This window comes from Pedobacter nototheniae (assembly GCF_032678625.1).
Classification (GTDB): Bacteria; Bacteroidota; Bacteroidia; order Sphingobacteriales; family Sphingobacteriaceae; genus Pedobacter; species Pedobacter nototheniae_A.
Genome location: NZ_JAVTSO010000002.1, coordinates 43,675 through 64,757, shown reverse-complemented (window position 1 = coordinate 64,757; position 21,083 = coordinate 43,675). Strand labels below are relative to the sequence as shown.

The window sequence follows — 21,083 nt, the reverse complement described above, 5'->3', positions numbered from 1 at the left end:
AAACCCCTACTCCTCCTTTTTCTGAAACTTATAAAATAAATACCCTAAGAAAGGTAAAATCAAAACACTACCCAATAAAAGAGCTAAACCCAAACTGTAAATCGTTTTCTCTGGTCCGATGGTATTAAATAAAGAAATTGTATTTCCCCCCTTTAAGCGGATGAAATTAGGAAAGTGGGCATAACTTATCGCCAAAAGGATCATAGTAACCTGAAAGCCTGCTAAAACACGTAGAATTTTAGTTTTTCCTTTGAGTAGCAAATACCAGAGTAAAACAAGGGATAAACTTGCTAAAACAACAGCCGAAAGCCCAACGGTATTTTTAAAAACCCAATCCACCAGCGGAACATCTTCTTTTAGCGCTGCAATAAAGACCATTGCTCCAAATACAACTGCAGCAATATTCATAAATTCTGCTTTTTTAATAAACCTTTTTTTATCGTGTGCATCTTTTGTTTCTCCGATTAAATAAATAGCAGCCAAAAAGCCACAAAGAGCAACCGTAAACAAACCTACTGAAATGGAAAACCAGTTTAACCAGCTATAAACGTAGGCGGATACAAAATCAGTTGCGCTGGTATCTATATGCCCTGAAATTACACTCCCGGCAATAATACCGAGGAATAATGCGGTAACAAAACTCGAATACCTGAATATCCGGTTGTACAACCACTGCATATCATCTTTAACAGCATCATAATGACGGAATACAAAAGCTGTACCCCGGGCAATAATCCCGATAAGCATAATGGCCAATGGAATATGCAGGTAAACCGACATGGTGGTGTAAATGTGAGGAAAGCCTACAAAAAGAATCACAATAGCAATTATGAGCCACATGTGATTGGCCTCCCAAACCGGCCCAATGGCCTGATACATGGTTTTTCGGGTTTTGCTCCTATTTTTTGTAGAAGTAAAAAGTTCGATAATTCCTGCACCAAAATCGGCCCCACCCAATAAGAAGTAGAGCAAAATGGCTAAACACAAAAAGATAATTACCACGTATTCCATAATTAGTTCTTTTGGGTTTCTGATGGTGAATTATTGTATAAAACGGGTACCATTTTAATCTGACGGTACAACAAAAAGGCCACAATTATGCCTAAGGAAATATAAATAGCCGAGAAAATATAAAAAGAATAAGCAATACCGGGCATAGGTGTAACGGCATCCTTTGTTCGCATAATGCCATAAATAATCCAGGGTTGCCGCCCAACTTCTGTAACCACCCAACCGGCTTCAAGGGCTATATAACCTAAAGGAATTGCATAAACGAATAATTTAAGCAACCAGCGCTTATCAGTAAGCGGTTTCTTTTTAAACAGGGTTATAAAATAAATGATGGCAATAAGCAAAAGAAGCGTACCAATGCCAACCATAATTTGAAAAGCATAATGTGTTATGGCTACCGGCGGATGCTGATCTTCAGGAATCTGGTCTAAACCTTTAACTTCAGCTTTAAAATCACCATGTGCCAAAAAGCTCAATGCGCCTGGAAGTTGAATGGCCATTTTAACTGTTTTCTCCTGCTCGTTAACAATACCACCAATTAATAAAGGCGCAGGTTTTTCGGTTTTATACAGCGCTTCCATGGCCGCTAATTTTGCAGGTTGCCTTTTTGCAACGTCCTTGGCAGATAAATCGCCGCTTAACGGTTGTAATAAAGCGCCTATGCAGGCAAAAATGGCTGCAATTTTGAATGCCTTTAAATGGAACTCTTTATTGCTATTTCGCAATACCATTAAGGCATGTACGCCAGCCACAGCAAAACCAGTGGCCGTAAAAGCAGCTAAACACATATGCAGGACCTGCGTAAACCAGGCTTTATTAAACATGGCCTGAATAGGATCTATATTTAAATACTGTCCGTTTACAAAGTCAAATCCGGCAGGGCTATTCATCCAGGCATTGGCTGCAACAACCAAAATGCCCGATGCCAAACCACTAACCCCAACCACCATACCGGTAAACCAGTGAAACCATTTATTAAGTTTGTTCCAGCCGTATAGGAAAAAACCCAATGCAATGGCTTCAATAAAAAAGGCAGTACCTTCTAAAGAAAAAGGCATACCAAAAATAGGGCCTGCATGTTCCATAAACTTTGGCCATAATAAACCCAGTTCAAAGGATAACATGGTACCGGAAACAGCTCCTGTAGCAAAAAAAATAGCAACACCTTTGCTCCAGGCTTTGGTTATATTCTTATAAACTTCATTATTTGTTTTTAACCATTTGTAGTGCGATACGGCCATAAAAAACGGCATAACCATACCAATACAGGAAAAAATAATATGAAAACCCAATGATAGGGCCATTTGGGAACGGGCAGCTATAAAATCATCCATAAATTCTGATTTTTGAATTGTAACAAATATAACTGTTAATGATTAAAGCTTATGGTAATTTAGTGGTACTAAAAAGGTTATTTCAAATATAGAACGTTTATAAATTGAGAAAAAAAGATGCTAATGAATTATTATTTAGTATTCGATGCAACTTATTAAATCGTATGTTGTCTATTAAAAAATTGCTAAAACGAATGAAGAAGTGCATCTTATTTATATTTCTGTTATTTTTTATATCTCCTGCTTTTTCACAAACCCCTTCAGCGAGTGATTTTTTGAGTGATTTGGAATATCTGAAGGATACATTACCACAAAAACATAAAAATTTATTCTTAAAAATCAACAAATCGGATTTCGAAAATAAAATCAACAACATTAAACTCCAGGTTAATGAGCTGAATTATGAAACCTTTACTGCAGAACTTTTTAAACTGATTGTTTCCATAGGTGATGAACACACCAGAATAGAACCGCCCTACACCAAAATTCTACCTGTGCAGTTTGATATTTTTAAGAAAGGAATTTATGTTGTTGGCATTGATTCAGCCCATGCAAACCAACTTACGTTTGAACTTACCCGCATTAATGGCCAACCGATAAAATCAATTATCGGTCGTTTTAAACAAGTTATACAAAGCGAAAATAAATCTTATTTCGAGGTCTGGCTTTTAAACTTCCTGAATAACCCGGCTTTTTTGAAAGGCCTGGGCATATTAAATTCTAATGAAGAAGCGCAATACACTTTTAAAAACGCTAATGGAAAGGAAACTGAAGTTATACTAAAATCAGTTTTGAAAACGAATAATAAAAAAATAGAGTTGGCAAATGCCTCAAATACAACTTATTCGATGGGGAACCAGGATAATTATTGGTTCAAATACAATAAAGCGAAGGGTACATTATATTTCAATTATTCGAGATGCCAGGAAGACAAGAATAATCCATTTTCAAAATTTAACGAGAGCTTATTTAAAGAAATTGAAACAAACCATCCAAATAAAATAGTTTTAGATTTAAGAACAAACAGTGGAGGAAATTCTGGAGTACTATCGCCTTTTATTGACACGATTAAAACAAGCTACCTCAATAAAAAAGGAAAACTATTTGTATTAATTGGAAAAAGAACATTTTCTTCAGCCTTAATGAATGCTATTGAACTAAAAAGAAATACTAATGCTGAATTAATTGGTGAAAGCACAAGTGGCAACATCAATCACTATGGCGAAGTAAGAGGTTTTACACTACCAAAAACAAAAATTGTTGTTGGCTATTCGACCAAATACTGGGAAAATTGGAAAGGCAAAAAGGGTCCCCTCCTTCCAGATGTAAAAATTAATTATTTAATCGAAAATTTTATACAAGGCAAAGATGAAGCTATGGAATACGTTTATAAACAATCACGCGGCAATTAGCTTTAAGTACCCCTTAATTCTTCGTAAGCGGCCGTAATACTCCTTTGTATCCCCTCGCCTTTCCACTCTGCTGCTCCAGGTATGCTGGTTGCTTTTAAAATATCTTCCTTACTTTTACCGGCTTTAATTTCGCTGCCAACAAATGCAAGCAAACTTTGAAGGTAATTCTGGTAAGCTTTTACATCGGCCTTATTTCCGGTTACTTTTTCAGGATCTAAACTATGGCCCCAAATAAATACGGTATCCTGATCAAACTGATTAGTGATTTTATCCAATGCGGTAATCCAATTGCCAATATGCGCACCATTTTCGCGGTCTATATATGGAAATTTACGGTTAAAAACCAAATCGCCAACATGTACAATATTTGCATTTTCAAAATGATAAACGGCATCGCCATTAGTGTGCCCGGATCCATAATAATAAGCGCTGATTTTTTCATCGCCTACTTTCGTTTTCCAACCGGTTCCAAAGGTGGTATCCGGTAAAAGCTGCTGATCCAGGTTATTGGCCTTTTCTGCTGCTTTTCTTTGATTAATTAAAGAATTTTGGTGTGCTACAACCTTTTCTGCCAAACCTTTAAAAGCAATATTACCGGCCGTATGATCTCCGTGATGATGTGTATTGATTAAATATTTAAATGGTTTTTCGCCAAGTTTTTTTAATTCCTCTATTACATGGGGTGCAGAAGCTGGAAATTGAGCATCAACAACTACAAAACCACTCGAAGAGTTTAACCAGCCAATAGTACCACCTTGTTCCGTAAATACACCTACATTATTACGTATGGGTTTAAAATTATAAGCCCTTAATAAATTTTGCCCGGCCAATACATCTGTTTTATACATAGCCAACAAGGCAAGGGTTAATGCAGAGTTTTTGATGAAATTTCTTCTTTCCATAATAGGGTTAACTTAAAAAACCACAGCAATTGCTGTGGTTTAAATTTAATGTTTTTTGAGGTAAAAAACGGTAAGTATAATTATATTCCCGAACCAGGTGTTGCACCAGGTTCGTGCCCCGGACCAAAGGAATTATTTTCACGGTCTTTATCTTTATTAAACAGGTTGGTTGTTACCTTGGATGACTTATTCTCATCCAATTTTCTATCTTCTTTAATGTCCTCTGCGGTTTTATCCAGTAAATCGTTCTCAACAACTTTACCTTTTTCTTTATTCGTTTCCATAGTAATTGTAAATTGATTTATTATAGGAACAAGCAAAAAACAAGATTGTTTTTATTAGTTGTTTTAGGAATGGGATTAGGCAAAAGAATCATCTAATGCTTGATAAGCGACCAAACAAGATTTTAAAGATTCTCTCCTTACATTTAAAATAAAAGATATGGATAGCTTATTTATAACATAGCCCCAGGTAGCTTTCCCAGCTCATGGATGCACCCGAAAGAATGAAACCTTCTTTTATGGATTTTATTAAAATGGTTAGAAGATTCGAAAGAAAAAGGATTGAAGATGAACTTATAAATATGTTTTCTTTCTTCATTTAACTTTTCTTCCAATTTAGCATTTTCCAGATTTTGAGTGTTGTGGTTCTTTTCCATGATGATATAGATTATTGAAAACTTGCCGGGCTTCCAGGGTTAACATTTAATACGTATAAAAAAGCTTTTTAAAATTTGCTTAACCTTATACCATAGGATATTTGATAAGGTTTCGTTATGGAACAACAGGTAAAATGGCGTGAATTGCCTTTATGTTAATTAAATGTAAGTTTATTTTTTGAATTTTGCAAGAGATTTTTAATCAGTTTAGTGCTAAAAACCACAAACCAGATTCAGTAAAGCATAAACAGTAGCACTGGTTCATGGATATAAACCTGGTTGGAATGGAACACTATAGATTATTGGCTATTGGCAAGGCCACAAAAAAAGTCCCGGTTTATGCCGGGACGCTCCTATTTGGTTAATGATATTTTTATGCTAAAGCATTCTGTTTTACCACCATTTTAACTTTTTCGATTACATAATCAAGCTCTTCTTTAGTGGTATACTTACTAAAAGAAAAACGCACCGAAGGACGGTTTGGATCGGCATGGATACCATTTAACACATGCGAACCAATGTTAGAACCCGAAGAACAGGCACTACCACCTGAGGCACAAATGCCGTTAATATCTAAATTAAACAACAGCATATCTGCCATGTCCATTTCAGGGAACGATACATTTAAAACCGTATAAAGGCTTTTATCTGCATCTGTTTCGCCATTAAAACCGATACCTGGAATTTCGGCAATTAATTGTTCTTTTAAATAATCCTTTAAGCCCTGAATATGGTTTTGATGTGCTTCCATATCCGCGTAAGCCATTTCTAAAGCTTTAGCCAATCCTACAATTCCATATACGTTTTCTGTACCACCACGCATATTGCGTTCTTGTGCACCTCCGTAAATCATTGGTGGAATTTTAATATTGCTGTTTACGTATAAAAAACCTACTCCCTTAGGGCCATGCAGTTTATGAGCAGCGCAAACAATAAAATGCGCCTTTAAATCACGAACATTATGTGGGTAATGCCCCATCGTCTGCACCGTATCCGCATGATAAATTGCATTGTATTTTTCGCAAATGTTTCCCACTTTTTGCATATCCGTTAACGTACCTAACTCGTTATTGGCATGCATTAAAGAAACAAATGTACGTTCGTTATTTTGCAGCAATTCTTCCAGGTGCGCATAATCGATATTTCCTTTTTCGTCAATATTAACAAAACTTAGTTTATCAATTTGTCCATCTTTTAACATCATGTTTAGCGTATGTTCTACCGCATGATGCTCTATTTTAGATGTAATGGCATGTTTAATGCCATAAGCAGAAATACCACATCTTATTGCTGTATTATCTGCTTCTGTACCTCCCGACGTAAAAAATATTTCGGAGGGCGATGCACCTAATAAACCTGCAACACTTTTACGCGCCTTCTCTACCAACGTTCTAACCTCACGCCCTAAAGCATGGATAGCAGATGGATTACCGAAGTAATTCTCCATTACATTGGTCATTTCTGCAATCACTGCAGGGTCAAGAGGCGTTGTTGCTGCATTATCTAAATAAACCCTTTTCATTTGTGTGTTTGTATGTGTTTAGTTTAAAATCTCTTTTATGTCAGAGATAATTTTATTAGCGAGGCTTTCTGCCACGGTTTCATTTTCAGCTTCGCTGTATATACGGATAATAGGCTCAGTATTAGAACGGCGCAAATGCACCCATGTTTTATCAAACTCTATCTTTAAACCATCAATGGTGCTATATGGCTGATTTTTATATTTTTCTTCAACCTGTTTTAATAAATTATCTATGTCCATCTCTGGCGTAAGGGTAATTTTATTTTTGGAAATGAAATACCCGGGATAACTGTTTCTTAAAACTGAAATCGGCTTACCAAATTTAGCCAAGTGCGTTAAAAACAAGGCAATTCCAACTAAGGCATCTCTACCATAATGAGATTCAGGGTAAATAATACCGCCATTGCCTTCACCGCCGATAATGGCATTGGTCGCTTTCATTTTATTTACAACGTTTACCTCACCTACTGCAGAAGCATTATATTCTGATCCTGCTTTTTCGGTCACATCGCGTAAAGCTCTTGTAGAAGAAAGGTTAGAAACCGTGTTTCCTGGTGTATTTTGAAGGATATAATCTGCAACAGCAACTAAAGTATACTCTTCACCAAACATACTGCCATCCTCATTTACAAAACATAAACGATCCACATCCGGATCAACAACAATACCTAAATCAGCATTTTGTTTCTGAACTTCTTTTGAAATCTCCGTTAAGTTTTCAGGAAGAGGTTCGGGATTGTGCGGAAAATGCCCATCAGGTGTACAGTATAATTCTACAACCTTATTTACACCCAAGGCTTTTAACAAAGCAGGGATAAAAATACCACCTGTTGAGTTAACACAATCAATAACAACTTTAAAATCGGCATTTCTAATGGCTTCCACATCCACTAAAGGTAAAGCCAAAACTTTATCAATATGTTTCTGCAGATAAGTATCATTTTTGATTACTTTACCCAGTTTATCCACATCGGCAAAATCAAAACTGGCACTTTCGGCAAGGTCTAAAACTTCCTTACCATCAGCATCGCTAATAAATTCGCCATCACTATTTAATAACTTAAGCGCATTCCATTGTTTTGGATTATGGCTGGCTGTTAAAATGATGCCTCCACCTGCATTTTCATCAGGTACAGCAATTTCTACTGTTGGAGTGGTAGACAGGCCCAAATCAATAACCTCAATACCAAGCCCCTGAAGGGTCCCGATAACTAAATTATTAACCATTTCGCCTGATATACGGGCATCACGACCTAAAACTATTCTTTTATTATTTGTTTTCTGAACTACCCAGCTACCAAATGCGGCTGTAAATTTCACAATATCTATAGGTGTTAAGCCATCTCCTGCTTGTCCACCAATGGTTCCTCTTATGCCTGAAATCGATTTTATTAAAGTCACTTATGTTCGTTTTATATATGCCCAAAAATAAGAAAAAATTCAGGATTGTGCTTAAGTTTTAAACTTGCTAACCGTTTAATTTACATTCGCTTTATATCTATTTACACGATGTATTTAATAGATTTAGCTTAAAACACAATATAATTATGCAACAATATTGCATAAAATAGATCTTCAAAAGTTTTGTTGCCATTGCAAAACCTTATATTTGCCCCTTTCAAAAATAAATACGGCTTTTTATGCAACGCAAGTGGTTTCAATATTGGTTTAATTCTCCTTATTATCATATCCTATACCAACAAAGAAACGATGCTGAAGCCGAATTTTTTATCGACAACCTAACTGATTTTTTAAATCCGGTTGCTGATTCTAAAATGCTGGATATTGCATGTGGTAAAGGAAGGCATTCCATTTACCTGAATAAAAAAGGGTTTAATGTAACCGGGATTGATTTATCAGAGCAAAGCATTAAATATGCAAAGCAGTTTGAAAATGAAAAACTGCATTTCTTAGTGCACGATATGCGCCGCTTATTCTACATCAACTATTTTGATGTTGCCTTGAACCTTTTTACAAGTTTTGGGTATTTTGATACGGAAAAAGACCATGTAAACGCTTTAAAAACCTTTAGAAAAAGTTTAAATGCCAACGGAATATTGGTTATTGATTATTTTAATACTGAAAAAATAATCAGAAATTTAAATTCTACAGAAACTAAAGTTTTGGATCAAATTAGTTTTAATATTGATAAAAAAGTTGTTGATGGTAAGATTATCAAGAAGATAAATTTTGAAGATAACCATAAAACCTACAACTTTGAAGAGCGTGTGCAGGCTTTTAGTTTAGAAGATTTTGAAAGAATGATAGCCAAAGCTGGTATGGTGATAGAAAAAACCTTTGGCAGTTATGCGCTTGAGCCGTATAACGAAGAAAATTCTGACCGGTTAATTTTAATTTGCAAAAAAGCATGATAGAAAGCATTCAGCAGTTTGATGCAGAGTTGTTTTTGAAAATCCATCGTGGATTATCCAATGGATTTTTTGATTGGCTGATGCCTTTATTGCGCAACCGCTTTTTCTGGGCACCCCTTTACCTCTTTATTATTGTTTTTTGCATAAAGCAGTACAAAAAGCAAGGCTATTACATCATTGGCATGATTCTTTTTACTTTTGCCATGGGTGATTTAATTTCTTCAAGGTTAATTAAACCATTTGTAGCCAGATTAAGGCCTTGTAACGAACCTTCATTGGTTAATGATATTATCCATCGTGTGCCCTGCGGCAGCGGAATGAGTTTTCCTTCAGCACATGCAACAAATCATTTTGCTATTGCAGTTTTCATCATTTTTGTATTCTACAGCCGGTGGAAACCCATTTTACCTATTGGTTTATTCTGGGCTTTTATTATAAGTTTTGCTCAGGTTTATGTTGGGGTACATTATCCTGTAGATGTAACCACAGGTGCCTTACTGGGTAGTTTAATTGGCTTTATTTGTTCAAGAATATTTAAAAAACTTCAACCCGATTTTTAAAATGGAAGTCTGGAAAATTTGTGTACTTTTTTTCTGCGCCTTCTTGGGCGGATCGGCTATCTTTTTAGTAAAAAGCGATAAATCAAAACTTTTAAAGTTAATTTTATCTTTTAGTGGTGCTTATTTATTTGCCATTACGGTTTTACATTTAATCCCTGATGCTTACAGTGGCCCGGATAAGGGAGAAATTGGAATTTTTATCCTGATTGGATTTTTGCTTCAGGTTTTTCTTGAACAATTCTCTGAAGGTGTAGAACATGGGCATATACATAAACATCATGACGGGCATGCCTTTCCTTATGGCATTATGATTAGCTTGTGCTTACATGCTTTTTTGGAAGGAATGCCCTTGGCAAAAGATCAACACAATGAATTAATTTTTGGAATATCACTACACCATATTCCTGCAGCATTTGCCCTGGCCAGTATTTTAATGCAAAATCATTTTAAAAAAGGCAGTATTATGGTTTACCTGGTTATATTTGCCATAATGGCTCCATTAGGCTTTTATGTAAGTATGGGTTTAAGCAATGGTTCCATTGGTGGCCTAGAGGCTTATTTCAATAAAATTATGGGTATTGTTATTGGTATCTTCTTACACATTTCTACAACGATATTGTTTGAGTCGAGTGCCGATCATAAAATAAATATCAGAAAAATGATCGCCGTTTTATTAGGAATTGGCGTAGCCTTAATTGGTTTTTTCTTAGGCCATTCACATTAATCTGCTTTTCCCTGTTGAGAACTTTGTTGTGCTAACCCATTTATTTTCATTAACTTGATTTTATGAATAATAGAGTTGATGAGCCTGAAGTAAATTATCCTAAACGAAAATATACCGTTGCAGAATATCTTGAAAAGGAAAATTTATCTGCCGAAAAACACGAATATTTCCAAGGAGAAATTTACCCCATGAACCAGGCACGCGATCAAAGTTTAATTAATTCAGATGGTATGGAAAACGAGGTTAATGAACCTGCTGTAGATTATCTTAAACAAAAATATACTGTTGCAGAATATCTTGAAAAGGAAAATTCATCTGCCGAAAAACACGAATATTTCCAAGGAGATATCTTCGCTATGGCTGGGGCAAGTGAGGCACACAACGAAATTTTCAGTAATCTCTTTATTGAAATTGGCATAAAACTCAAAGGTAAATCTTGTCGCCCTTTTGGTAGTGATAAACGTATGGAAATTCCAGAAAACACGTTATTTACATACCCTGATATTTCTATTTATTGTGATGAAATGGCTCAGCATACTACTGATGAAAATACAGCTATCCGCCCATCAATCATTATCGAGATATTATCAGCTTCTACTAAAACTTACGACAGGGGAAACAAATTTAAGCTTTACAGGGATATTCCATCATTAAAAGAATATATTTTAGTGGATTCTGAATCTATATCAGTGGAAGCGTTTTACATTAACGAAAAACGAAACTGGGAATTAAAAGAATACAAAAACATAAACGAGGCTTTACAGTTTACTTCATTGGGGTTTGAAATCCCTTTGTCTGATATTTACAATAAAGTTTCTATTAAGGTATAGCTACTTCTTTTCTTTTTTCTTTCCATAACCCCAAGGGCAATGTTTGCACTTATTTTTACAGCAATAACCTCTTTTTAAATGGTAAGCTTCTGTAAAAACCATTAATCCATCTTCATTAAAATAAAAATCCTCTCCTTCTTTCATTTGAAATGATTGATTTTTATATTATTTTTTGCATATAAAATGATTTCCGTTATTATCATTAATCATTTTTACCATTTAGTATTTTAACTTCCAATTGACCGGCAAAGTGCTTTTTTAATTGATTACCATCTCCATGCAGGGTCCATACTTCTTTAGGCTTTACTTTTTCTATGGTTTCTAATATCGCAGCCCAATCAGCATGGTCTGATATGTAAAGAGAAATTCCATTTTGCTGTTGAAGATTCTTCCAGCCTGAAGCAAAAGCCCTGACTACATTTACCGCTTTAAAATAACTGTGAAAAACCATGGGTGGCACAATATAAACCTGATGTTCGGTATTTTGCTTCATTACTTTACGATCGTAAACCTGGTACTTCCCTAAATTCACACCATATTCTTCGTAAATTTTAACGAAAGGCATAATGCTGTGGTGAACCAATATATTTTTTCCGGGGCAATATTGATTAATAAGCTGAATGATGCGTTGACTTTTCCCCAAGGCATAGGCACCAAGCATAATATTGGCTGTTGTAGCATTTAATTTCCTGATTTCGTCGGCCGCTTCAGGGTGTTTCGTTTCCGGATCGGCGAAAGTACTTTCTGTAATCAACACGTCGGCCTGTACAAACTCAAAGGCTTCACAAGTTACGTCAGGTTCAATCTTATAATCGCCGGTATATAAGTATTTAATGCCCTTATATTCCATCATAACCTGTGCAGAACCTAATATATGCCCTGCAGAATAAAAGGTGATGGTTACGTTATTTAATTTAAAAGACTGATGATAAACTTTAACATGAAAATCGCCACCAGCAAACTTACGGTAACGATGTTTCATAAACGCCATTGTACCTTCTGTACAATAAACATTTTGATTGCCGCCCACCGCATGATCGCCATGCGCATGAGAAATAACAGCTTCTTTAACGGGTTGCTGAGGATCCAAATAAAAATCTCCATACACACAATACAATCCCATAGGGGTAATTGTAATAAAATCTTCCAGTATCATTATTTTTTCCCTGCCTCTAAAAATATCTCATGCAATGCCAAAACCTGTTCAATAATTCCATGTGCATCATCATTTATAATAAAATGATTGCTCATTTTCTTTTTTTGTTCGTCGTTAAATTGTTTATCCATCCTGGCTTTTACCTGTTCTGCAGAAACATGATCGCGCTGCATTACCCTGTTTAACTTTACTTCCAATGGTGCGGTTACTAATATGGTCGTGTCACACATTTTATAAGAACCACTTTCAAACAATAAAGCCGCCTCTTTTAAAGTATAAGGCACCTTTTGATCAATCTGTTTTTCCCATTCATCAAAAGCCCTGAAAACTGCCGGATGAACCAATGCATTTAACTTGCTTAGTTCACTTTCGTTATTAAACACAATGGCTGCAATATGCTTATTGTTTAATCTGCCATCGTCAAAATAACTATCCTGACCAAAGGTATTTTTAATCCCGTCAATCAGCACAATATCTTTAACCATAATTTCTTTTGCAATTGTATCTGCATAAAAAACAGGAATACCCAATACTTCAAAAACTTTGCACACGGTTGTTTTACCGCTGCCTATTCCGCCAGTTATACCTACTTTATACATTATTTTTCAACTACAAAATCTATTTTAGATGGAAATACCTTAATTAATCTACAATAATCGGGAAATTCCGTAATCTTAACTGTAAACTGGTTGTGGTGCAAATTCAGCCATTCATCTGCATCTACGCTGGCCTGAATAAAACTTTCGTCAACCTGCTCATAATTACTTAAAGCAACCATGAACGTTACTTTTATTTTCTTAGGGTAAAGCTTTATACTATTGTAATTGCGGTTATTAATAATCTTTAAGGGAACTTCTATTGTTTTCTCTGTAAATTCATCAACGGGCAACTTAACCTCTACTGTAGATGGAAAAATGCTTACATTTTTATGGGTGCTATGCTGCATGGCAACCCTCACCGTTGCATTGTTTTGTAGCTTAACCAATTTCAAGGTATCGGTAGACCATTCTGTAATTTTATCCAATTCTTCAATCGGGCCAGTTACAGTTACATATTTTGGGTTTAGTTGTATATCACTTGAGATTCCGTATTGCTTGGTAAAATCAACTTTCTGAATCAGTTTAATGGCTACCCTTTTTACCGTTCTTTTGGTAAAATCGAAATACAGTGTATCCGGTTTCACGGAAATAACCTTTTGCGAGCTTTCTAACTGTTTATTAATATTGTATAACTGATCAGAAAATACAATAAACTCTTTTGAATTCAGTTGATTTAAACTTACAGCAATAGATTGCGGGTTAATGCGTAAACGGGCAAATAAAAGCTGCCAGCCTGTACCTTCAACCTGTAAATCAACTGTATCAGACTGCAATGGATGAAAGGCACGTTTTTGAGGAAAGTTTTTATAGATCAGTACGGTTTTAGCCGTATACACATACTTATTGTTTAATGCCAAAAAAAGCCAGGCGGCAACAGCTAATACCAGGCAAGCCAGTAAGCTAAAAACACGTCTTTTTTCAATTTGGGTTAATTTAATAAAGGGCATACGCTAATGAAAATGGATTATCGAGCATTTTGCACATAACCACACAACAATTTAGCCAAATGTAGTAAAATTTTAAAAGATAGGTTGAACTGCCTTATTTGAGGAAGAGATCACCAAAGATTAAAAAATTTCAGAAATGGCTTTCAGGCAAACAGCACGGGATTCCGGCAAAAGATTTCCTGTAATATCAACCTGAATGTAAGCTAATTATAACAAAAAAGGTCACCTGAATTTCAGATGACCTTTTTTTAAAGAATATTTAAATTAAGCTTTAGGTGCCAAATCTTTTGGAGCTACAGCTTTGGTTGCATCTAAAGATACCGAGGTTTTATCAAAACGGATTTTAACACCACCCTCTACTTCAATTAAAAATGTAGTATCGTTCATATCGGCAATACGACCGTGAATACCGGCAGTAGTTACAATTTTATCACCTTTTTTCAATTCTTCAACCAATTTTTTATGGTCTTTAGCTTTTTTAACTTGTGGACGGATCATGAAGAAGTAGAAAACTACCATGATTAATACCATTGGCACAATGGTACTTAGCATACTGCTGCCACCTGCTGCCTGTAAAATTACTGTTGATGTCATTTCTTATTTATTTGTGTTGTTTTAAATTTTATTTTAAGGCCTTATTTCTTCGCTAAAACCTCGCCTACCAAATGTACGGTACTGGTACCCGGGTTAGCATTAGAACTTACCGTAATTACTTTATCCTGCATCCCCATTTTACCTTCGCTATTAAAAATTACTTTAATAACACCTTCTTTACCTGGTAATATTGGTTCTTTTGGTGGTTCAGGAATGGTACAACCACATGTTGCCGTTGCATTTGAAATAATTAAAGGACTTTTACCTGTGTTTGTAAATTTGAAATCATGCTGAACTTTTTCGCCCTGCTGGATTTTCTCAAAATCGTAAATCTCGCGTTCAAAAGAAATTACAGGAGCATCAGCAGGCGCAATTTTTGAAGCTGATTTAGAAGTATCGTTACCTACCGATACACCTGTTGCCTCTGCCTGAGTCTTCGTATTTGCATTGCGACAAGCTCCAAATGATAATGCAGCTATAGCCAGGATAAATATTTTTTTCATCAGTATATAATTGTTTTTTATCGGTTGTGAAGTAATATGAGCTTATCCTGTTGAACGATATGCTTATAATAACCTCATTACATTAATGTTTTTTATTCTTCAATTAAACCGCGGCCAATCTTTTTAATGGTATTGTTTTTCTTAAGATCGCCTAAAATTTTGTCCAAAATACCGTTTATAAATGAATTACTTTTCGGTGTACTGTAATCTTTTGATAATTCAAGGTATTCGTTTATCGTTACTTTTACAGGAATTGAAGTAAAATTAAGCAATTCGCAAATCGCCATTTTCATTAAAATCGTATCCATTAAAGCAATACGTTCAGATTCCCAGTTTTTAGTACGTTCTGCGATCATTTCCTGGTATTTCTCGTCATTTTGCAATGTGTACAAGAATAAATCCTGAACAAACTTGCTGTCTTCAATCCAATCTGCACTAATCTCAGTCAGTTTGTTTTTGAAAGGATCTTCTGAAGTAAAATTCTTAAGGGTTTTAGCCACCATGCCTTTCATTACTTCATGATCTACCTGCCAGTTGATAAATTTCTCTTCGAAAACCTGGATAATAGCCTGATTTTTTAAAAGAATTTTCCTGAAAATAAATTTGATGATGTCCTTAGATGATTCTAAGCTTTCGTTCGGATCAGCTAAATATTCAGCATACTCTTTTGAAGCTTTTAATGAATTATAAACTGTTTTACGAATTTCTGGATCGAAACCCCAGTCTACTTTATATTTTTTTATTGCAGCAATATACTCTGGGTTTTGCTGCATTAAAACACTGAATTTGTTGTGCAGTAATTTTAAATTGGGATTAATATCGTCAGCTGTTTTAATGTGCTTATTGGCGCGTTCAGCAGCATCGTTAGCTGTAAACTCTGTAACTTCTACCAATAAGGAAAGCATCCAAATATACATTTCGTATACACTGTCGATACTTTGCATCAAGGTTTTCAGATAACCTCTGATGTCTTTTTTTTCTGTCATGTGCCAAGCAAAAATGTTTTGCAAAGCTTTGATTCTTAGGTGCCTTCTATTTAACATGAATGTAAGAACGAATACGGTTTTTTAGACCTTTTTTTTATAATAATAATTAATATGATGATTTAATTTTTTTAATGTCTTCAATCCGCTTTTCGGCAATGCGGTTTGCAGCTGTAATGGTTGATATTTTTTCGGCTTTGCTTAATTTAATTACATTTCTGGTTGCATCATAAATATTCTCGGTAAGTTGCACGGTTCTCTTTTTACCAAAACCCGTTAACTCAGAATAACATGCAATTAATCCGCCAGCATTAATTAAATAATCCGGGGCAAATAAAATACCCTTATTTAACAGCAATTCGCCATCAGCAAGTTCATCTTTTAATTGATTGTTTGCCGAACCTGCAATAATTGCAAATTTCATTTTTTCAATGGTTTTATTATTTACCGTTGCGCCCATTGCGCAAGGCGCATATACATCAGCATCAATTCCAAAAATTTTATCAGCCTCAATAGGTTTAGCTTTATATTTACGGGCAACATACGTAAGTTGTTCCTGATTTATATCGCTAATCAGTACTTCAGCATTTTCCTTTCTCAGTAAAGCAACCAAATGCTCACCAACATTACCAATACCTTGTACAACTATTGTTCTACCTGCAAGCATATCAGTACCAAACACTTCCTTTACACTTGCTTTTATACCTAAATAAACACCCTGAGCCGTAAATGGAGCGGGGTTTCCGGCGCCACCAATAGATTCGGGTACACCGGTAACATAGCTGGTTTCCATGCGGATGTATTCCATATCGCGTGTATTGGTCCCCATCTCCTCTGCAGTAATAAATTCTCCGTTCAGGTTTTTAATAAACCTGCCGTAGCTGCGCATTAAAGTTTCGGTTTTATCCTTTCTGGAATCACCGATAATTACACCTTTACCACCGCCCAGGTTTAATCCGGTTATGGCCGATTTATAGGTCATACCACGTGATAAACGTAAAGCATCTTCTAAAGCCTCACCCTCTGTAGCATAACTCCACATGCGGGTTCCGCCTAAAGCAGGGCCTAATGTGGTGTCGTGAATGGCTATAATAGCTTTTAAACCTGTATCCGCATCGTTACAGAAAACCAGTTTCTTATGTCCGTAGGCACTTAACTGGTCTAAAATTGAAGTTTCTGATGAAGAATTCGCTGGCATAATTTACGTAGAGCTAACCTGCTGCAAAATTAAAATAAAAAACCATTAATACACGCTTTTAACTAAACTATAACAAAATTACTTACGATTTAGACAAAATCATTGATCTCGTGCGAATTAAATTTACTCCCCTTCTCTAAAATTATGGCTGGAACTTTAAAGGATTTTATATCTTTATTTAACTTCAACAAAACAGACATAGCCCCGGATGTCTCTTAAGACCGGGCAAATAATCATCCTAAATTTTATACTATGTTAAAATTAACCAAAGGTCAGAAAATGACCAGAAATGAAATGAAAAGTGTAGCTGGTGGCGTTGGTGAATCTTGTATTTCATATTGCTTCTTTTTTGATGACCTTGAGGGTCCATCTTCCAGTTGTCCGGCAAACCAGCAATGCGTTATATATGCTTGCGGGCCAAAAGAAACCGGCTACAGGTGTGAGTCCGTTTAAAAAAATAAAACCATGGGGCTGATTCTAACCAAGCCAGCCCCTTCATAATCTACAAACTTAGTTTTGTTAGGATAAGGTATTTTTCTACCTGTTTTTATGTGATGTTTGTATATTCCTGCTCAGTTTTATCTAAGTTTGCCTTACATGAAACATCTTCGTCATTTAAATAAATATTTCTATAAATATAAATGGTGGATTATTCCGGGAATCATTTTCGTTGTTATTTCTAATATTTTCGGTGTAATTCCAGCACAGGTTATTGGTTATGCATTTGATTTGATTACGGAAAACATTCAGATTTATAACCTGTTTAACGGCTTTAACCGCCAGCAAATTATTTACGATATTTTTAGCAACAGCCTTTTATACTTTGGTTTATTAGTTATTGCTCTTTATTTGCTCAGGGGTTTATTCTTATTCTTTATGCGCCAAACCATTATCCTAATGTCGAGGCACATAGAATTTGATATGAAGAACGATATTTACACCCACTACCAGGCATTAAGTTTAGGCTTTTATCGTAAAAATAATACCGGCGACTTGATGGCGCGCGCTACTGAGGATGTTAACCGGGTAAGAATGTATGTTGGCCCTGCAATTATGTATGCAGCCAATACACTGGTATTATCGGTACTCATTATTTATTCCATGTTTGATGTGAATACCAAACTGGCTATTTATTGCCTTGCTCCCCTACCGCTTTTGGTTATTATTATATATTATGTAAATACGGTAATTTTTAAAAAAAGCGGCAAAATACAGGAGCGACTTTCAGATCTTTCGAGTTTTGTTCAGGAACGTTTTTCTGGGATCAGGATTATCAAATCTTATGTAAGAGAAGATTATACCCGGAATATGTTCGAAATCCAAAGTAATGCGTATAAAAAAGACTCTATGAGTTTGGTTAAAGTATCGGCATTATTTTACCCTACTATGCTTTTACTTATTGGTTTAAGTACCATCTTAACCATTTATATTGGAGGTATCCAGGTAATGAACGGCAGTATTACCGCTGGAAACATTGCCGAATTTATTATATATATTAATCAGCTTACTTTTCCGGTAACCATGTTGGGCTGGGTAACTTCCCTTATTCAAAGGGCTGCTGCTTCGCAAAAAAGAATAAATGAATTTTTAGAAATCCCTTCTGATATACAATCTACCAATGAAACGGAACAGGAAATTAAAGGAAATATTAGCTTTAAAAATGTAAGTTTTACTTATCCCGATACTGGCATTCAGGCCTTAAAAAATTTAAACTTCGAAATAAATAGTGGCGAATTTGTTGCCATCATTGGCAAAACAGGCTCAGGAAAATCTACATTAGCCAATTTAATTATGAGAATGTACGATGTTGAGCAAGGCGAAATTAACATTGATGATGACAATATTAAAGCACTTAACCTAAAAAACTACCGTGGGCAGATTGGTTTTGTTCCACAGGAAGTTTTCCTTTTCTCTGATACCATTAAAAATAATATTGCTTTTGGCCTAGATAGCACTACGGATGATGAAGTGCATCAGGCTGCAAAAAATGCTTCAGTTTACCAAAACATTATGGATTTTGAAGAACGCTTTGAAACCATGCTGGGCGAACGTGGAATTACCTTATCTGGCGGACAAAAACAGCGTGTATCTATAGCCAGAGCACTTATTAAATCGCCTAAAATTTTAATATTCGACGATTGTCTTTCTGCTGTTGACACTAAAACAGAGGAAGAAATTTTACATAACCTGGGTAAAATTATGCTTGGAAAAACCAGCATCCTGATTGCCCACCGCATATCGACCATTAAAAATGCAGATAAAATCTTAGTATTGGATAATGGTAGCATTATAGAGCAAGGCACACACAACGAATTACTTAACTTAAACGGAACTTATACGGAACTTTATAATAACCAATTATTGGAGGAGGAAAGCCGCAGCATTTAATTTGTGTTAAATTCTATTTTGAACTTTAAATATTTGCTTTATATTTACCGAAACCAAAAACCAACATCAATACCAACCATGGGAGAATTTGACAACAAAGAGAGAGAAGAAGTTTTTTCAAAGAAAGTAAGGGCAGGTAAAAGAACTTATTTTTTCGACGTGAAGGCTACTCGTTCAGGTGATTATTATTTAACAGTTACCGAGAGCAAGAAAAGATTAGAAGACGGTGTATTTGTAAAACATAAAATCTTTTTATACAAAGAAGATTTTGAAAAATTTGCAGAAGGTCTTAATGAAACGGTTGACTACATTAAAACTCACCAGGATGTTGTTGAAAAACGTTATGAGTACTCTGAAAATGGAGAACACTCTACAAAATCATCAGATGATTTTTCTTTTTAAGTAATATATTTACATGATGAAAGCCTTTGTTTTATTACAAAGGCTTTTTTTATGGCCTTTAATTCATCCTTATGAAAAAATTTATTTCTTCCTCGCTCTTGTGTTTACTTCTGTTTTCTTTGTCTGCACAGGAAAAAACCGATCGAAAGCTACAACAGAAATTAAATGAAATGGTAAAAGGTTTTGGTGGTGATGTAGGGATCTATGTTAAAAACTTAAAAACAGGACGGGTTGCGAGCGTAAATGCAGACAGTATTTTTCCGACAGCAAGTATGGTTAAAGTGCCCATTACTTGCGGAATTTTCAATAAAATAGAAAAAGGTGAGCTGGATTATCATGCTAAATTGACGTATTGCGATAGTTTGCTCTACGCTGGTGAAGATATATTGGGATCGTTTAAGGATGGTGAAAAAATAGAACTTGGTAAGGTTTTAATGTTAATGATTACCACAAGCGACAATACAGCCAGCTTGTGGAGCCAGTTAATGGCCGGAACCGGCACCACCATTAATGAAGTAATGGCCAATAACGGGATGCAATTTACCCGGGTAAATTCGCGTACACCCGGCCGAAGGGAAAACCAGCAGAAATATGGCTGGGGACAAACTACACCACGAGAAATGGCTACCCTTCTAACTTTAATCAGAGCGGGAAAAATGATTAATCCTGCCGCTTCTGAACGCATTTACAGAAATTTAATTCGAATTTATTGGGATACAGAGGCATTATCACAAATTCCGCCAACCGTACAGGTTGCCTCTAAATCAGGCGCGGTAGATGCAGCACGGTCTGAAGTTGCTCTTGTAAATGCTCCACACGGTGACTACGTATTTTGCATAACCACAAAAAACCAAAAAGATACTTCCTGGAATTACAGCAATGAAGGCTGGACTATAATTAGAAACCTGAGTAAAACCTTATGGAATTATTACGAACCAAAATATAACTGGAAACAGCCTGAAGGCATGCAAAAATATTTAAAGTAAAG

Annotated in this window: 24 protein-coding genes; 9 read left to right on the top strand and 15 right to left on the bottom strand. The window is 35.5% G+C overall.

Annotated elements, in window-relative coordinates; translation table 11 throughout:
• Positions 1 to 6 precede the first annotated feature (6 nt).
• Together R2Q77_RS06020 and R2Q77_RS06015 are read right to left on the bottom strand one after the other, a co-directional pair.
• Complete coding sequence (locus R2Q77_RS06020) at positions 7 to 1,011, bottom strand: cytochrome d ubiquinol oxidase subunit II (RefSeq protein WP_316802814.1); 1,005 nt, start codon at positions 1,009 to 1,011, stop codon at positions 7 to 9.
• A 2-nt stretch (positions 1,012 to 1,013) separates the two neighbouring features.
• Positions 1,014 to 2,345 (bottom strand): cytochrome ubiquinol oxidase subunit I, encoded by a 1,332-nt coding sequence (locus R2Q77_RS06015; RefSeq protein WP_316802813.1) that lies wholly within the window; start codon positions 2,343 to 2,345, stop codon positions 1,014 to 1,016.
• A 194-nt stretch (positions 2,346 to 2,539) separates the two neighbouring features.
• Between R2Q77_RS06015 and R2Q77_RS06010 the strand changes: the two genes are divergently transcribed.
• Complete coding sequence (locus R2Q77_RS06010; protein WP_316802812.1) at positions 2,540 to 3,757, top strand: S41 family peptidase; 1,218 nt, start codon at positions 2,540 to 2,542, stop codon at positions 3,755 to 3,757.
• Between the two features lie 2 nt (positions 3,758 to 3,759).
• Here R2Q77_RS06010 and R2Q77_RS06005 read toward each other — a convergent pair whose 3' ends face one another.
• The 5 genes from R2Q77_RS06005 to glmM all read right to left on the bottom strand — a co-directional run bounded on the left by R2Q77_RS06005 (position 3,760) and on the right by glmM (position 8,240).
• Entirely contained in the window at positions 3,760 to 4,659 is a 900-nt protein-coding gene (locus tag R2Q77_RS06005) for an MBL fold metallo-hydrolase (RefSeq protein WP_316802811.1), read from the bottom strand.
• Positions 4,660 to 4,739: 80 nt separating this feature from the next.
• Positions 4,740 to 4,943, bottom strand: a complete 204-nt coding sequence (locus R2Q77_RS06000; RefSeq protein ID WP_316802810.1) for a hypothetical protein — start codon at positions 4,941 to 4,943, stop codon at positions 4,740 to 4,742.
• Between the two features lie 170 nt (positions 4,944 to 5,113).
• Entirely contained in the window at positions 5,114 to 5,317 is a 204-nt protein-coding gene (locus R2Q77_RS05995; RefSeq protein ID WP_316802809.1) for a hypothetical protein, read from the bottom strand.
• 373 nt (positions 5,318 to 5,690) lie between these two features.
• Entirely contained in the window at positions 5,691 to 6,839 is a 1,149-nt protein-coding gene (locus R2Q77_RS05990) for a cysteine desulfurase family protein (RefSeq protein WP_316802808.1), read from the bottom strand.
• 18 nt (positions 6,840 to 6,857) lie between these two features.
• Positions 6,858 to 8,240 carry a phosphoglucosamine mutase gene (glmM, locus tag R2Q77_RS05985; protein WP_316802807.1) on the bottom strand — a complete coding sequence of 461 codons (1,383 nt, stop codon included), beginning with the start codon at positions 8,238 to 8,240 and terminating at the stop codon, positions 6,858 to 6,860.
• Between the two features lie 239 nt (positions 8,241 to 8,479).
• Between glmM and R2Q77_RS05980 the strand changes: the two genes are divergently transcribed.
• The 4 genes from R2Q77_RS05980 (at position 8,480) to R2Q77_RS05965 (ending at position 11,325) form a co-directional block, all read left to right on the top strand.
• Positions 8,480 to 9,211: a class I SAM-dependent methyltransferase gene (locus R2Q77_RS05980; RefSeq protein ID WP_316802806.1), complete on the top strand. Its 732-nt coding sequence runs from the start codon at positions 8,480 to 8,482 to the stop codon at positions 9,209 to 9,211.
• Positions 9,208 to 9,771 (top strand): phosphatase PAP2 family protein, encoded by a 564-nt coding sequence (locus tag R2Q77_RS05975; RefSeq protein ID WP_316802805.1) that lies wholly within the window; start codon positions 9,208 to 9,210, stop codon positions 9,769 to 9,771. The genes R2Q77_RS05980 and R2Q77_RS05975 overlap by 4 nt, the downstream gene beginning before the upstream one ends.
• A gap of 1 nt (position 9,772) precedes the next feature.
• On the top strand, positions 9,773 to 10,495 hold the full coding sequence (locus R2Q77_RS05970; RefSeq protein ID WP_316802804.1) for a ZIP family metal transporter: 723 nt from the start codon (positions 9,773 to 9,775) through the stop codon (positions 10,493 to 10,495).
• 62 nt (positions 10,496 to 10,557) lie between these two features.
• On the top strand, positions 10,558 to 11,325 hold the full coding sequence (locus R2Q77_RS05965) for a Uma2 family endonuclease (RefSeq protein WP_316802803.1): 768 nt from the start codon (positions 10,558 to 10,560) through the stop codon (positions 11,323 to 11,325).
• On the opposite strand, the gene R2Q77_RS05960 is transcribed toward R2Q77_RS05965, so the two are convergent.
• The 8 genes from R2Q77_RS05960 to R2Q77_RS05925 all read right to left on the bottom strand — a co-directional run bounded on the left by R2Q77_RS05960 (position 11,326) and on the right by R2Q77_RS05925 (position 17,305).
• The gene (locus R2Q77_RS05960) at positions 11,326 to 11,469 is read right to left on the bottom strand and encodes a DUF5522 domain-containing protein (RefSeq protein WP_162799929.1); all 144 of its coding nucleotides are present in this window, start codon (positions 11,467 to 11,469) and stop codon (positions 11,326 to 11,328) included.
• A gap of 58 nt (positions 11,470 to 11,527) precedes the next feature.
• The gene (locus R2Q77_RS05955) at positions 11,528 to 12,481 is read right to left on the bottom strand and encodes an exonuclease (RefSeq protein ID WP_316802802.1); all 954 of its coding nucleotides are present in this window, start codon (positions 12,479 to 12,481) and stop codon (positions 11,528 to 11,530) included.
• Complete coding sequence (coaE, locus tag R2Q77_RS05950; RefSeq protein WP_316802801.1) at positions 12,481 to 13,080, bottom strand: dephospho-CoA kinase; 600 nt, start codon at positions 13,078 to 13,080, stop codon at positions 12,481 to 12,483. Before coaE ends, R2Q77_RS05955 begins: the two co-directional genes overlap by 1 nt.
• A complete protein-coding gene (locus tag R2Q77_RS05945) occupies positions 13,080 to 14,027 on the bottom strand; it encodes a YbbR-like domain-containing protein (protein ID WP_316802800.1) in 948 nt (315 codons plus the stop codon). The genes coaE and R2Q77_RS05945 overlap by 1 nt, the downstream gene beginning before the upstream one ends.
• Before the next feature lie 264 nt (positions 14,028 to 14,291).
• Positions 14,292 to 14,621: a preprotein translocase subunit YajC gene (yajC, locus tag R2Q77_RS05940; RefSeq protein WP_316802799.1), complete on the bottom strand. Its 330-nt coding sequence runs from the start codon at positions 14,619 to 14,621 to the stop codon at positions 14,292 to 14,294.
• 41 nt (positions 14,622 to 14,662) lie between these two features.
• A complete protein-coding gene (locus tag R2Q77_RS05935) occupies positions 14,663 to 15,124 on the bottom strand; it encodes a DUF1573 domain-containing protein (RefSeq protein ID WP_316802798.1) in 462 nt (153 codons plus the stop codon).
• A 92-nt stretch (positions 15,125 to 15,216) separates the two neighbouring features.
• Complete coding sequence (gene nusB, locus R2Q77_RS05930) at positions 15,217 to 16,167, bottom strand: transcription antitermination factor NusB (RefSeq protein WP_316802797.1); 951 nt, start codon at positions 16,165 to 16,167, stop codon at positions 15,217 to 15,219.
• Between the two features lie 49 nt (positions 16,168 to 16,216).
• Positions 16,217 to 17,305, bottom strand: a complete 1,089-nt coding sequence (locus R2Q77_RS05925) for a Glu/Leu/Phe/Val family dehydrogenase (protein WP_316802796.1) — start codon at positions 17,303 to 17,305, stop codon at positions 16,217 to 16,219.
• Positions 17,306 to 17,557: 252 nt separating this feature from the next.
• Between R2Q77_RS05925 and R2Q77_RS05920 the strand changes: the two genes are divergently transcribed.
• The 4 genes from R2Q77_RS05920 to R2Q77_RS05905 all read left to right on the top strand — a co-directional run bounded on the left by R2Q77_RS05920 (position 17,558) and on the right by R2Q77_RS05905 (position 21,081).
• Positions 17,558 to 17,758, top strand: a complete 201-nt coding sequence (locus tag R2Q77_RS05920; protein ID WP_316802795.1) for a hypothetical protein — start codon at positions 17,558 to 17,560, stop codon at positions 17,756 to 17,758.
• A gap of 144 nt (positions 17,759 to 17,902) precedes the next feature.
• Positions 17,903 to 19,693, top strand: coding sequence for an ABC transporter ATP-binding protein (locus tag R2Q77_RS05915; RefSeq protein WP_316802794.1), 1,791 nt, complete (start codon positions 17,903 to 17,905; stop codon positions 19,691 to 19,693).
• A 78-nt stretch (positions 19,694 to 19,771) separates the two neighbouring features.
• Positions 19,772 to 20,095: a DUF3276 family protein gene (locus R2Q77_RS05910; protein WP_131538137.1), complete on the top strand. Its 324-nt coding sequence runs from the start codon at positions 19,772 to 19,774 to the stop codon at positions 20,093 to 20,095.
• A gap of 71 nt (positions 20,096 to 20,166) precedes the next feature.
• Entirely contained in the window at positions 20,167 to 21,081 is a 915-nt protein-coding gene (locus R2Q77_RS05905; protein WP_316802793.1) for a serine hydrolase, read from the top strand.
• The last annotated feature ends 2 nt before the right edge of the window (positions 21,082 to 21,083 follow it).